The organism is Casimicrobium huifangae, from assembly GCF_009746125.1.
GTDB classification, from domain to species: Bacteria; Pseudomonadota; Gammaproteobacteria; order Burkholderiales; family Casimicrobiaceae; genus Casimicrobium; species Casimicrobium huifangae.
In genome coordinates, this window is the sequence record NZ_CP041352.1 from 4295819 (window position 1) to 4310233 (window position 14415).

The following is a 14415-nucleotide window of genomic DNA, read 5'->3' on the forward strand; positions in this document are numbered from 1 at the left end:
ATATGGGTTTCAATGAAAAGCTACTGTAACCGAATGATCAGTCGGCGGTTCTGTTTACCCTTGTTTTCGACCTTCACAATCTTCACCGGGCCGATCTCGCGGGTGTTTTTGACGTGGGTGCCGCCGCAGGGCTGCAGGTCGACGCCATTGCCAATGTTGAGCAGGCGCACGCGGCCGGCGCCGGTCGGTGGCGCGACGCTCATGGTGCGCACCAGTTCCGGCTGGGCCGCCATTTCCTCGTCGCTGATCCACTGTGTGGTGACGTCGTGATTGCCGGCGATCAGTTCGTTGAGTCGCGCTTCGGTCGCGTCGCGATCAAAGGCAACGCCGGAGAGATCGAAATCGATACACGCCTTGGTCGTGTCAATGGCATTGCCCGTCGCGAGAATGCCGGGCAAGGCTGCGCAAATCAGATGCAACGCCGTGTGGTAGCGCATGTGCAGATGGCGGCGCGGCCAGTCGAGCGTGACCGTCACGCCTTCGCCCACGGCGGGTAGCACCGCGCCCTCGGCGAGCACATGCAGAATGGCGCCGCTGTCGCGATCACGCCGCGTGTCGATGATCGTGGCGCTGCCACCCGACCAGCTCAGCTCACCAGCGTCGCCGGGCTGGCCGCCGCTTTCGTAGTAGCAGACCGTCTGGTCCAGGACCACGGCGGGCTTCGGCGCCGAGCCGTCGCGTGGCGCAGTCTCGGTGACCGTCATCACACGTGCGGTGGTGCTGCGCAGATAGGCGTCGTCGCGAAACAGTAGCTGGGTCACCGACTAGCTCAATTCGTTCGGGCGCACCCAGACCCAGTCGGACCCTTCGCTGATCACTTCGCTGGCCTCGTAGCGGCGCCCGGAACCTTGCACTTCGTAGACCACACTGGCCTGATAGTCGACCGTGTTCATGATCCAGGTGGCGCCCATGATCGGTCGCCCGAAGAATGCACTCTTCAGGCGAATCGCCTTGAATACGGCGCTGGCCACCATGGTGGCAGCATTGTCGCGGTACAGACCTTGCCGCGAGCGCAGGGTGCGCAATTCGACCATGTCGATGTCGCGAGACAGCACCTGCAACCCAAGCTCAATGTGACCAGCAGGCAACTTCAGCAAACGGACAATGGTCGCCACCTGCCAGCCGGCGGCGGGCGCTTCCTCCGTCACCACAGCGATGTCGCGCAGCCGCAGCCGCTGCGTCGATGTGTTCGGCACCACGCAGCGAAAACCGGTGTCGCTGCGATCACGCAGATGCCAGAACTGCAGGTTGAGCCGGGCCGCGTCGGGCGGCAAATCGCGGCGCAGGCGCTTGAGGGTGGATGCTTTCAGGGTGCCGATGGTTTCGATTTCCAGCGCGTCGGCGTACTCGTAAGTATCTCCCTCGATGCTGGATGCCAGCAACGCCGGGTCGTAAGAGATGGCGGTCGCCACCTTGTTGACACCATACGTGGCAGCGACACGGCCGCGATCATCGCTGCGCTGGCTGGCACGAGCCAGCGGCTTGAATTCGGGATCAATGCGCAGCACCGCGCTGCGCAGTGCGAGCAGCGGGTTTTGCGACAGCGATCCGCCAAGGGTGACGTTGCGGCCGCCATCCTCGGCTTCGACCTGATCCAGCCAGGCCAGCGCCCGGGCGTGGATGGTGGTGGTGTCGCAATAGAGGTATTGCCCGCCCTGCGGCACCGAGTGGCGCGGTACGAGCCCATCGGTACCGGACAGATTGATGGCAAAGCCGCCATCCGAGGCCGGGCGCGCGGTCAGCCGGATGTCGTGCGTGAATTCTTCAATCTTGCGATACAGCGCGTGGATCTGTGACGGCGTATAGCCACCGGCATTGCCGACCCGCAGCAACAGCAGCACCGAGAACGCCCGCGCCGGAAACGTCGGTTGGCCGGCATTACTGATGTCATCAACGATGACGTGATCAACGCCAAGATCGCAGGTCTTGCGGAACACCTGGTGTGTCTCGGCCCAGATGCCGGGGATCCACTCCTCATGGCGATAGAGGCGGAAGCGGTAAGCCATCGTGCGGAACCAGAAAAAGCGTGCCGCGACGCGCGCAAATTCGGTCGCAGCGCGCCCCGCGACCGACGCCGTTTCCCGCATCAAAATCGCCCGGTAGGCGTCGGCGAAGCGCATGGCCCAGTCGTAGCCGGAATCCCACAGGCGCTCACGCAGCGAGTGCGACTGCAGTGAGGCGGCGAGATAGTCGCGCTCAAGTCGTGTCGTCGTCGCTTCCAGCCGGGCGTCCAGCTCAAGCAATGGCGACGCGGCAAGCGTCTCCTTGTGCTCTGCTTCGCTGATAAAGGCGCGCAATTGAGCGCAAACCACATCGGTCGCCGAGAAGATGTCGCGATCCAGCGATGCCGCGAACTTGCGGGCGCCACCAACCGAACCCAGCGGGCTGGAATCTGTCAAACTGGCTAGCCAACGAAGCATTGTGTCCGGTCAATCATCAAATATGTTCGGGTGGCCGGCGACTGCGAGCACCCGTTGGTCAAAACGTAGAATAGCGCTCCGTCTGGACGGCGGCAAGCAAAAGCGGGAAGCCCCGCATTGCCGAACGCTCCGCCGCCGACAGCAGCAATGTCAACTTGCACCCCTCGCCTCCGTTGGAGGTGCTTCCATGATCAGAGTTACACCGCTATGAAAGTCTCCATCCTAGTCTCCGCTCTTGCAGTTGCCATCTCCTCCACAGTCGTGATGGCCCAGACCCCGCCGCCGGCCGCTGCGGCTGCAGCGGCAAAGTCCGCCGCCCCCACCACACTGAAGATCATTGATCGCAAGGTGGGCGACGGAGCCCTTGCCGAAACCGGCTCGCCCGTTGCCGTGCATTACACCGGTTATCTGTGGGATGCCAGTGCGCCTGACAACAAGGGCAAGAAGTTCGATTCGTCGGCTGACCGTAAAGTGCCGTTTGGCTTCATTGTCGGTGCCGGTCGCGTCATCAAGGGCTGGGACGAAGGCGTTGCCGGGATGAAAGTGGGCGGCCAGCGTACGCTGATCATCCCCCCGGACAAGGGTTATGGCGAGCGCGGCGCCGGCGGCGACATCCCGCCGAACGCCACACTGGTATTCGACGTCGAGCTGATGTCGGTACTCGGCAAGACGCCGAATGCTGCGGTTACGCCGTCGCCTTACGTGCCCGCACCCAAGCAGTAGGAAACCCTCATGAAGCATCCGGAAAACGCGGTGATCCGTCGGAGCGATTACCGCGCTCCGGGCTTCCTTGTGGATCGGGTCGAACTTTGCTTCGATCTCGATCCCCTCGCCACCCGCGTCGAATCGACCCTTTCCCTGCGCCGCAACGGGGCTGCTGGCGACGTGACCGCCCCACTGGAGCTATGTGGTGCTGACCTGACGCTGGTCAGCCTGCATCTCAATGGCGAGCCGCTGCCGGCGTCTGCCTGGCAGAAGTCCGGGAACGGCGACCGGATCATCATCGCGGCTGCGGTTTTGACTGCCGGGGGCGAGCAACCGAGGCTCTCCATCGTCACCAGTTTCAACCCGACCGCCAACCTCGCCCTCGAAGGGTTGTACGTCACCAACGGCACCTTCTGCACCCAGTGTGAAGCAGAAGGATTCCGCCGCATCACCTACTTCCCGGACCGGCCGGATGTGTTGTCGGAGTACCAGGTCACTATCCGTGCGTCGCGCGATGACTTCCCGGTGCTGCTATCCAACGGCAATCTGGTCAGCGAGCGCGATCTCGGTGACGGTCGTCATGAGGCAGTCTGGCACGATCCCCACAAAAAGCCCTGCTATCTGTTTGCACTCGTTGCCGGCAAGATCGACCGGCTGCAGGACCACTTCATGACGGCCTCGGGGCGCAAGGTGCTACTCGAGATTTACTCGACCACCGCCAACCTGCCGCGCTGCACCTGGGCAATGGCGTGCCTGAAAGCTGCCATGCGCTGGGATGAAGAGGCGTACGGCCGTGAATACGACCTCGACCGCTTCATGATCTACGCGGCCGACGATTTCAACATGGGTGCGATGGAAAACAAGGGATTGAACATATTCAACTCCCGCTTCTTACTCGCCGATCGCGACACCGCCACCGACGCCGACTTTCAGACCGTTGACGCTATTGTCGCGCACGAGTATTTCCACAACTGGAGCGGCAATCGCGTCACCTGCCGTGACTGGTTCCAGCTCTCGCTCAAGGAGGGCTTCACGGTCTTTCGCGAACAACAGTACATGGCAACCCGCGCCTCCCCGGCGGTGATGCGCATCGACGAGACGGCGTTCATGCAGTCACGCCAGTTCGCGCAGGACGCGGGGCCGATGGCGCATCCGATCCGCCCCGATGAATATGAGGCAATCGACAATTTCTACACCGTGACCGTGTATGAAAAGGGTGCTGAAGTTATCCGCATGCTGCATACCCTCCTTGGTGCGGAGGCGTATCGCAAAGGCACTGATCTTTACTTCGCCCGCCACGACGGAACAGCCGCCACCTGCGACGACTTTGTTGCAGCAATGGAAGAAGCCAGTGGAATCGATCTCGCGCAATTCAAACGCTGGTACAGCCAGGCCGGCACGCCGCAGCTGCAGGTGCGCGACGAATACGATGCTGCGCAATCCCGTTACATTCTGCACGTCTCGCAAACAATGCCACCGACGCCCGGCCAGCTGGACAAGCAACCGATGGTGATACCACTGGCCGTAGCGCTGCTGCAGGAAGGCAGCGGAGTCACCCGTGAGCGCGTGCTGAATCTGACGGAAAAGACGCAGAGTTTCGCCTTTGCCGATGTTCCGGCACGGCCGATCCCGTCGCTGCTGCGCGCGTTCTCGGCGCCGGTCAAGGTGGCGTTCGATTATGGCGACGCCCAGCTCGCGGCGCTGGTGGAGCACGACAATGATGGCGTCTCACGCTGGCAAGCAGTGCGGGAGCTGTTCTTCCGTGCCTTCGACAAGCTGCGCGGCGACGGCGGCGCTGTTGCTGCGCTTGATCATGCCGTGGCGGCCTTGCTTGCCGACTACGCGACAGACCCGGCGCTGATTGCGCACATGCTCGCTTTTCCGTCGCATGGCGAGCTGGCAGACCGTGATGCCGAGATTGACCCGGCAGCAATTGCCTCGACGCGCGAAGAACTGCTGCGTCAGCTGGCAACCACCCACCGTGCCGCCATCATCGAACGCTACGGACATGAACGAATTGCGCTCTCCGGCAAGGCTTGGTCGCCGGACGTGACTGCCGTGGCGCATCGCGCCCTGGCCGGCACCTTGCTGGCGTTCGTCAACACCGCTGGCGACACTGAAACCCACGCACTCTCGCTCGCCCAATGGCAGGGCGCCGACAATCTCACCGACGTGATGAACGCGATGACTGCATTGCGCGACCAGCCTTGTCCCGAACGCGATCGCATGTACAGCGCTTTCCACGACCAGTGGCAACACGATCTGTCGATGCTCAACCGCTGGTTTGCGCTTGAAGCGGGCGCGCTACGCCGTGGCGCAACCAGCGCAGTGTCGGCGGTACGCGCCCTGCTCGCGCACGAGCGTTTCGACAGCAAGAACCCGAATCGCGTGCGCGCCGTAGTGCAGGCCTTCGCCGACCAGAACTGGGAAGGTTTTCATGCCAGCGATGGCAGTGGTTATGCCTTCATTGCCGAACAAATCCTGCGCTTTGATGCGCAGAACCCGTCGCTGGCGGCGCGCTTCTGCGATGCGTTCTCGCGCTGGTACAAGTGCGTGGAACCTGCCCGCGCACTGCAGGGCATGTATCTGCACAAGCTGGCAGCGCATGAAGCGTTGTCGCCCAACGTTCGCGAAATCATCGAGAAGACGCTGAAGGCCGGAGACACCGCCGCTCTCAGATGAAGCCCTCTGCCGCAGTCGCCCCCTATCTCGATTCACTGGTGCACTATGCACCGTTCTCCGAGATGAGCGAGGACGAGCTGGCACGGCTGTTTGCCCATGCGCGGGTGTCATACCACGCGGCGGGCGAGACGCTGGTCGCACTGGGCGCTACGGTGCAGGATTGCTGGCTGGTGTTGCAGGGTCGCGTTCGCGGTGAGCGCGGCCAGCCAGGCGAGAGCAGTGCGCTGAGCGCGCTTGAACTCACGGCAGGTGAAATGTTTCCGGTGGGCGCCCTGCTAACTTCACGTCCCACTATCAGCCGTTTCTTTTGCGAAGACGAAGCCTTCATCCTGCGCGTTCCGGCTGCCGACTTCGTGGCGGCGACGCGACATTCGGCGGTTCTCGCCGACTTCTGTGACCGTCGTCTTACCTTCCTGCTGGAGCGGTCGCGCCGCGCATTGCAAGCCAGTTACGCAGCCCATGAAATCGCCGAACAGCAACTGCCAAGGACACTGGCATCATTGATTCGACGCCCGCCAGTCAGCGCGACCGGCGGCGAGACAGTCCGCAGCGCCCTGACCCGCATGCAGGACGCAGCGGTGGGCTCGATCGTCATCGTCGACGACGCTCGCCGGCCAGTCGCGATTGTCACCGAGCGCGACATCATTCCGCGTGTTGTACTCGCTGGCGGCAACATCGACGCGCCGGTGTCGTTCATCGCCACGTCATCGGTGAGCACGCTGCCTGTCCACGCCACCGCCACCGACGCTGCATTGCTGATGGCTGAGCACGGCTTCCGCCATGTCGTTGTTGTTGACGGTGATGGTGCGCTGGCCGGGATCGTTTCCGAGCGCGATCTGTTCGCGCTGCAGCGGCACACGCTGACGGGTATCAGCGGTGCCATTGGCCGCGCGGGCAGCGTTGGACAGCTGGCTATCTGCGCCGCCGATGCACGTCAGCTTGCCCGCAATCTGATCGCGCAGGGCATTGAGGCGTTGACCATGACGCGCTTCGTCAGCCACCTCAACGACCAGATCACGCGGCGGCTGCTCGATCTGATGGCGCAGAAGCATGGGCTGAAGCCAGGTGACGGTTGCTGGCTGGCACTCGGCAGCGAGGGGCGACACGAGCAGACCATCAGCACCGATCAGGACAATGCCCTCATTCTGGGCGCCAGTTGCAACCGGGAGCGTGCGCTTGCCGCAGCGACAGAGGTCAACGCCGCGCTGGCTGAATGCGGTTTCCCGCTATGTCGCGGCAACATCATGGCAGGAAATCCGGCGCTTGCCCTCACGGTTGACGAATGGCGCAGCAAGTTTGCAAGCTGGATCGAACGCGGCGATCCGCAGAGCCTGTTGCAGGCCAACGTTTTCTTTGACCTGCGTCCGCTGTGGGGTGACGCCACCCTGGCCGAGACACTGCGTGCCGACGTCCTCGCCCGCGCGGCAGCCAACGAACGCTTTCTCAAACAGCTCGCCCACAATGCGCTGGCAGTCGAGCCGCCGCTCAACTGGCTGGGTAACCTGAGCGCTACCGACGATGTTGAGGGGCGCCGCGTGATCGATCTCAAGCGCTTCGGCGTGCGGCCTTTTGTCGATGCGGCGCGGGTGCTGGCGCTGGCGCACGCCTGCACCGCAACCAGCACGGTGGAGCGCTTGCGTGCGCTGGCTGCCGCCGGCAAATTGCAGGCGCGCGAGGTCACCGAATGGGCGGATGCCTTCAGTTTTGTGCAGGGGCTGCGCATGCGGGCACAGGAGCGCAGCCGTATCGCGTCGGCCCCCAATGCGGTTGCGATCGACGATCTGAGCCCGATGGACGCGCGCATTCTGAAAGAGTGCTTCCGACAGGCACGGAAACTGCAGCAACGCCTCGCTGTGGACTACCCCTGATATCCGATGTTCGACTGGTTCAGACGAGACAACCCTCCGGCTGTGTCCGGCGCCGACTCCCGCTGGGTGGTGCTCGATCTGGAGACCTCCGGGCTTGACCCGAAGCAGGACCGCATCGTGGAGATTGGTGGCGTTGCCTTGCATGACGGCGCGGTTGATCTGACCGATTACTTCCAGCGTATCAACGCCGAAGGCAGCGGCCTGTCGCATGAAAATCGTGCGCTGCATGGCGTGACTGCCGCAGAACAGCGCGACGGCGCACCGCTGGCGCGCGCACTGGACGACTTGCTGGCGTGGATGCGCGGTGCGCCGCTGGTCGGCTTTCACACCCGCTTCGATATCGGCTTTCTGCGTCCGGCGCTGGCCTCGCATTTCGACGGACGGACGGCACAGCAGTTCGGCGCCCGCCATCTCGATCTGGCGGTCATCGCGCCCAGCGTGTTTCCGCACATCAAGGCCCGCGGTCTTGGCGAGTGGACGATGGCGCTCAGGCTACCCGTCCGCCGCCAGCATCGCGCGCTGGCAGACGCGCTGGCTACCGCCCATCTGCTGCAACGCGTGGTCGCAGCGCTGCCCGCAGGCGAACGCCACTTTGATGCGCTCAAGGCGCGCGAGTCCGATCGGCGCTGGCTGTAGCCAATCCGGCACTGTGCCGGCGCCTAAAATGGGCGCATGAGTGCAGCTTCCCACCCCGCCTTCCCGTCGGTGCGCATGCGCCGCCTGCGCCGCGACGCCTTCAGTCGCAACATGGTGCGCGAGACGCAGCTATCGGCCGCCAATCTGATCTGGCCCGTCTTCGTCATTGAGGGCGAGCAGCGAACCCAGGTGGTGGCCTCCATGCCCGGCGTTGAGCGGGTGTCCATCGACATCCTCGTCGAGCGGGCAAAAGAGGCAGCGACCCTGGGTGTCGGCGCCATCGCGCTGTTCCCGATGTTCGAGGGACCGAAGACGCTGCTCGCGGAAGAGGCCTACCGGGAGGACGGGCTCATCCCCCGCGCGGTGCGCGCGCTGAAGGCCGCCGTGCCGGACATCGGCGTGATCACCGATGTTGCGCTCGACCCCTACATTTCGCACGGGCAGGATGGGCTGATCGACGACAGCGGCTACGTGATGAACGACGAAACGGTCGCCGTACTGGTCAAGCAGGCGCTCAGCCACGCGCGTGCCGGGGCTGACTATGTGGCCCCCAGCGACATGATGGATGGACGCATCGGGGCCCTGCGCGCAGCACTTGATGCTGAAGGATTTATCCAGACCAAAATCATCGCCTACAGCGCCAAATTCGCCAGCAGCTTTTACGGCCCGTTCCGTGACGCCGTTGGCTCCGCCACCAACCTTGGCAAGAGCAGCAAGGAAACCTACCAGCTCGATTTCGCCAACAGCGACGAAGCGATCCGTGAATGCGCCCTCGACGTGGCCGAAGGTGCCGACATGCTGATGGTGAAACCGGGGCTGCCGTACCTCGACATCCTCGCCCGCGTGAAGGACGAATTCAAGATGCCGGTAGCCGTGTATCAAGTCAGCGGCGAATTCGCCATGCTCAAAGCCGCCGCGGCCAACGGCTGGCTCGACTACAAAAAGTGTCTGCTGGAAACGCTGATCTGCTTCCGGCGAGCGGGAGCATCGGCGATTCTCACCTATGGGGCGTTGGATGCGGCACGGTGGATACGGGGTGACGGATCGTAACCGCCCGAAGCGCTAGCCGGAGTCAGCCAAAAACGCCGTCGCGGCCACTACGGCTTCGGTGCGGTTGTTGACGTTCAGCGTGCGGAAGATTGCCAGCAGGTGAACCTTGATGGTGCCTTCCGACAGGGCCAGTTCGCGAGCGATCAGTTTGTTTGGCATGCCTTTGGCGAGCAGCCGCAACACATCGAGTTGCCGCCCGGTAAGGGCGTCGATCCCCGGGTTTAGTGTGTCTTTCCCTGCCTCGCGGTTCGACGTCACCGCAGCATCGGCCGACAGCAATCGCGCCGGAGCGTAGGTGCCACCGGCCAGCACCAATCGCAGCGCCTGCAAAATCACGGCGGCGGAGTCGGTCTTCGGGATGAATCCTGCAGCGCCAGCAGCCAGCAGCTCACGCACGGTGGTTGGGTTCTCGGCACCGGACATCACCACCACGCGGGTCGCCGGATTGGCAGCGATGAGTGTCCGGAACCACGCAATGCCGGCGACCCCCGGCATGCCCCAATCAATGAGGGCCACCTGAACCGGCGCACCTGCAAGCGAACGACCCGCGAGCGCTGCCTCGGTGCTGGCAGCGTCATCTGCTGTGAACAGATCCAGCGCATCGGCCAGTGGCCGCAATGCATGCTGCAAAGCGAGCCGTACCAGCTCGTGGTCGTCGGCGATCAGTAGCGATATGCTGTCTGGCATGGAGAGGGATTGGGTGACTGGGCAACCGGGCAGCGCACGCAACGACGACGCAGCCGCCCCAGTGTTTTCGAGTGTAGCGCGGTCGCAGATCGAGGCGCTGGATCGCGCGGTGTGGCGCACCCGGTTCCGAGACCCGCTGGAGCTCAAGCAGGCGGCCGACGCGCTGGCGGCCAGTGCGCCTGCCGATAGCCTGGCCGCCGCTCTGGCCAGCTTTCATCACGCCTGGCACCGCCTTGCCCTGTTCGATCAGACTGGTGCCGGCGAGCTACACGCCCAAGCGCTCGCTGCATTCGAAAGGCACCACTACACGCCCGGCATTGACCGGCTGCGGGTTGTCAAGGCGCTCATCCTGCTGCGCGCCGGCGATAGCGGCGCTGCGCTTGCCACCCTCGATGAACCGACCAGATCAAACGAGGAAGAACCACTCGCCGAAGCGCGCTACGTTGCGCTCAACATTCGAGCGCTGTGCTACGGCGATCTCGGTGACCTGGACAACGCGATGCGCAGCTTTTCGGCCGCGCTGACGGCAGCCCGGCAAACGGGTATCCCCGTTTTCGCTGCCAACGCGCTCGGCAACTTCGGTGGTTTCCACGCCGACATCCACAATTTCGAAGATGCGGAGCAGATGTGCCGCGAGGCTTTTGCGCTCGCCGATGTGGCCGGTGCCCGTGCGCCGTGGGTCACGTCGGGGACCAACTGGATGCTTTCGCTCTTCTTTCTCGGGCGCCCTGCCGAAGCGCGGGATGTGGCCTTGCAGCTACTGGCGCGCGAAGCGTGGTTGTTGCCCGCCAAGCGTTCGGCCTACTTCACCAAGTTCGCAGCAGTCTTCCTGCATGCCGGAGATTTGGCGGAGGCGGCAGCGTTTCTCGATCGTGCCGAAGTTGTTGCCGACCCCGGCGTGACGCTGCGTACCGTGGAGTGGTATTGGGTTTGTGCCGAAGTGCGCAACGCGCAGGGTCGTCATGCCGAAGCATTCGAGCTCTGCCGGCAGGCAATCGAATCCGGGTCGGACTTCGACCAGGTATCACTGCCGACTGACCTGATGCGCCTGTACAACGCCGCCACACAGGCGGCCGAGGCGTTGGGAGACTTCCGCTCGGCGCTGCACTTCAAGAAGGAGGCGTTCGCCAAATATGAGCTGCTGGTCGGCCAGAGTGCGCGCGCCAAACGACTGGCGCTCCAGATGGAATACGAAGTGCAGCTTGCTGAGTGGCAGCGCGATGAAGCGCTCGCCGAACAGCACGCCGCCGAAGAGGAGCGTGGCCGTCTGGCCGACCTCAATCGGGCGCTGGCGGCGATCAACACCGATAAAAGCCGCTTCCTGGCCGCAGCAAGCCATGATCTGAGGCAGCCTGTGCACGCTATCGGCCTGTTCGCCGACACGCTGGTCGAGCAGGTGGCGGCCGGCCAAGCGCGCGACATGGTGACACGCATCCAGCAAAGCATGCGCACCATGAACGGCATGCTGTCGGAGTTGCTCGACATTTCCAGCCTCAACGCCGGGATCACCCATGCTGCCGTGACTGCAATGCCCGTCACTGATTTGCTACTGCATATTGACAACGAATTCGGGTCTGTAGCGCGTGATCGGGGGCTGAATTTGCGACTGGCGGCAGCAGACCTTTGGGTACAAAGCGACCCGGCGCTGCTGAAGCGGATTCTGCAAAATCTCGTCGCCAATGCGCTGGCCTATACCAAACAGGGTGGTGTGCTGGTCAGTGCCCGTGGTCGTGGCGAGATGGTGTTGCTCGAAGTGTGGGACACCGGCATCGGCATTGATGCGACGCATTTGCCACGCATCTTCGATGAGTTCTACCAGATCGGTAATACGTCGCGCGACCGGCGCAAGGGGATGGGGCTGGGGCTCGCCATCGTGCGTCGGCTCGCCGACTTGCTTGCGCATCCGCTGGAGGTGTCATCGCGACCTGGCAAGGGAACGCGATTCCGCCTGCAACTGCCACGCGTGGCGATGGCGAGCCTGCCGGAAAATCGTCCGATTGCCAGCCTCGCCGACTTGACTGGTAAGGTAGCGCTGATCATCGATGACGAACCTGATGTACGCGACAGCATGGCAGCTGCTTTTGCCGCTCGCGGCTGCAGCGTCATCGTCGCCGGTAGCGCAGCAGCAGCCCTGGCCCAGCTGGAGGACGTGACGCTTCGCCCCGACTTTGCGGTGATTGACTACCGGCTCGAGTCAGAAACCGGGCTGGTTGCGTTATCGGCGTTGCGCGCCAGGCTTGAAACGTGGCTACCAGCGTTGATCGTCACGGGCGATACCCTCGCGACCGATTTGACGCAGATTGACGCGGCGGGTGAGGCCTGGCTGATCAAACCGGTTTCGGCTGATGCGCTGCAACTTGCAGTGACGCGACTGCTGTCGGCATCTTCGGCGGCGGCGAGCTGAGGTATGAACGTCACGCACGCAACTCTGCACGAACGCCTGGCGGCGCTCGATCAGCAGGCGTGGCTGGCGCGCTTCCGCAGCCGCAATGAGTTGCGTCGACTGGTCGACGACATGCTGCGCCTTGCTCCCCCTGGCTCAGCGGCAGAGGCGAAGGGGCACTATCACTGTGCGGTATGGGCGTGGCAGGCCAATGAGCGGGAACAATCGCGTACGGCACGCGCTCGGGCGCTCAGCATCTTCGAGCAACACGGCGACATTGCCGGCATCGCCAACTGCCGCGATCTGGAGGCACTTGCCGAGCGGCTTGCCGGCAATCTCCAGCACGCCGCCGAACTCTACAAAATTAACCGCGATCTCCCCGAGTCGGCGCGCGCTGCGGCCGAGCATTGCATGACCTGCAGCGGCGAGGGTGCCGTACTGTTGGCCACGGGACAACACGACGCTTGCCAGCGCGTGTGGTCCATCGCGGTGTCGCTCGCGCAACGGGCCAGCAATCCCGGGCTTGAGGTATCTACCCTGTGCAATCTGGGTGCCTGGAATATTGCTGTTTGCAATTTTGAAGATGGTCGGCAGCTCAGTCAACGGGCATTCGATCTTGCCGAGCAGGTGTTTGATCTGGCGCATCCGGAGGAACTGAACAGCGGCTGGTTCAACAGTGGCATGAACCTGCTGGTGGCCCTCGACTGCCTGTCGCGCCAAGCCGAGGCGATGGCAGTGGCGTCGCGGTTGCTGGAAATGGAAGCCCATTTCCCGTCGTCGCAACGGGCGAATTACTTCGTGACCTTTGCCAGTGCCATGTTGCATGCGGGCAATGTCGACCAAGCCGGACACTTTTTGCAGAGAAGCATCGCCGCCGGCGGCGTGACACCAGACTTCGCGCTGGAACAATCAATCGTGCAGGCAGAAATATGGAATCGGCTTGGCGAATACGGCCGGACGCAATCGCTGTGCGCGAAATTGCATGACGATGCGTCGGTGCGGCGTAACGATGTGTCCGCGCACGACCTGATGCGTTTTCACAATGCTGCGACTTTCGCCAACGAAGCGCTGGGCGAATTTCAGGTGGCCCTCGCGCATCAAAAGATCGCTTTCGACAAATATGAAGAACTGGTGGGGAAGAGTGCCCGTGCACGCCGCCTTACACTCGAGATTCAGACCGAGTTGCAGCGCACCGAATGGCAGCGCGATCAGGCCTTGAAGCAGAGGCGTGCGGCCGAACTCGAGCAAACGCGGCTGGCTGAGCTCAACGCAGCGCTGGCCGCAGCGAACACCGCCAAGAGCGGGTTCCTTGCTGCGGCCAGCCACGATCTGCGGCAACCTGCTCACGCCGTCAGTCTGCTCGCCGACACACTGGCGTCGCAGCTAAACGGTGCGCCACAACTTGAGCTGGTGTCACGCATTCAGCACAGCACAGCGGCGCTGCAGCGACTGCTGAGTGAATTGCTGGACATATCGGAGCTGGATGCCGGCGCCACGATTGCACACCCACGCGCAATTCCGGTCAGTGACTTGCTCGTTGAAGTTGACGCCGAGTTCCGCGAACTGGCGGTCAGTCGCAATCTGCAATTGCGTCTTGCCGCGACCGACGCCTGGGTGGTCAGCGATACCGGGCATCTGCGGCGCATCATGCGCAGCTTGCTCACCAACGCGCTCAACTATACGGAACGCGGTGGTGTGCTGGTCGCCGCGCGCACGCGGAAAGGTGCGGTGCTTCTGGAAGTGTGGGACACTGGCGTTGGCATCGCTGCCGAGCACTTGCCGCATCTCTTCGATGCGTTCTATCAAGTTGGCAATCGCGCCCGTGACCGTAGAAAGGGTCTCGGTCTTGGCTTGGCCGTGGCCAGGCGGTTGGCCGGGTTGCTCGGCCATCCGCTGGAGGTTCATTCACGGCCGGGCAGGGGAACCGTGGTGAGACTCACTTTGCCGGGAGCGACGCGGCTCATCGACTCGCAGGCTACGTGAC

10 protein-coding genes are annotated in these 14415 nt (G+C 63.3%); 7 read left to right on the plus strand and 3 right to left on the minus strand.

Features of this window, described 5'->3' with window-relative positions; all coding sequences use genetic code 11:
- Nucleotides 1-20: 20 nt before the first annotated feature.
- The gene (locus FKL89_RS19425; RefSeq protein ID WP_156864360.1) at nt 21-761 is read right to left on the minus strand and encodes an alanyl-tRNA editing protein; all 741 of its coding nucleotides are present in this window, start codon (nt 759-761) and stop codon (nt 21-23) included.
- Between the two features lie 3 nt (nt 762-764).
- Nucleotides 765-2399 carry a hypothetical protein gene (locus FKL89_RS19430; RefSeq protein WP_156864361.1) on the minus strand — a complete coding sequence of 545 codons (1635 nt, stop codon included), beginning with the start codon at nt 2397-2399 and terminating at the stop codon, nt 765-767.
- Nucleotides 2400-2684: 285 nt separating this feature from the next.
- Here FKL89_RS19430 and FKL89_RS19435 point away from each other — a divergent pair, with 285 nt between their 5' ends.
- Genes FKL89_RS19435 through hemB form a run of 5 tightly spaced genes read left to right on the plus strand, consistent with a single transcriptional unit; the run spans nt 2685 to nt 9361 of the window.
- Nucleotides 2685-3143 carry an FKBP-type peptidyl-prolyl cis-trans isomerase gene (locus tag FKL89_RS19435; RefSeq protein WP_238363435.1) on the plus strand — a complete coding sequence of 153 codons (459 nt, stop codon included), beginning with the start codon at nt 2685-2687 and terminating at the stop codon, nt 3141-3143.
- A gap of 9 nt (nt 3144-3152) precedes the next feature.
- The gene (gene pepN, locus FKL89_RS19440) at nt 3153-5807 is read left to right on the plus strand and encodes an aminopeptidase N (protein WP_156864363.1); all 2655 of its coding nucleotides are present in this window, start codon (nt 3153-3155) and stop codon (nt 5805-5807) included.
- A complete protein-coding gene (locus FKL89_RS19445; protein ID WP_156864364.1) occupies nt 5804-7675 on the plus strand; it encodes a DUF294 nucleotidyltransferase-like domain-containing protein in 1872 nt (623 codons plus the stop codon). Before pepN ends, FKL89_RS19445 begins: the two co-directional genes overlap by 4 nt.
- A gap of 42 nt (nt 7676-7717) precedes the next feature.
- Entirely contained in the window at nt 7718-8311 is a 594-nt protein-coding gene (locus tag FKL89_RS19450; protein WP_162527595.1) for a 3'-5' exonuclease, read from the plus strand.
- A gap of 36 nt (nt 8312-8347) precedes the next feature.
- Nucleotides 8348-9361 carry a porphobilinogen synthase gene (gene hemB / locus FKL89_RS19455; protein ID WP_156864366.1) on the plus strand — a complete coding sequence of 338 codons (1014 nt, stop codon included), beginning with the start codon at nt 8348-8350 and terminating at the stop codon, nt 9359-9361.
- A 12-nt stretch (nt 9362-9373) separates the two neighbouring features.
- Here the strand turns inward: hemB and FKL89_RS19460 are convergent, their stop codons facing one another.
- The gene (locus FKL89_RS19460) at nt 9374-10048 is read right to left on the minus strand and encodes a LuxR C-terminal-related transcriptional regulator (protein WP_238363436.1); all 675 of its coding nucleotides are present in this window, start codon (nt 10046-10048) and stop codon (nt 9374-9376) included.
- Nucleotides 10049-10109: 61 nt separating this feature from the next.
- On the opposite strand from FKL89_RS19460, the gene FKL89_RS19465 reads away from it, so the two are divergent.
- Nucleotides 10110-12452, plus strand: coding sequence for an ATP-binding protein (locus tag FKL89_RS19465; RefSeq protein WP_162527596.1), 2343 nt, complete (start codon nt 10110-10112; stop codon nt 12450-12452).
- Nucleotides 12453-12455: 3 nt separating this feature from the next.
- A complete protein-coding gene (locus FKL89_RS19470) occupies nt 12456-14414 on the plus strand; it encodes a sensor histidine kinase (protein WP_156864368.1) in 1959 nt (652 codons plus the stop codon).
- Nucleotide 14415: the final 1 nt, after the last annotated feature.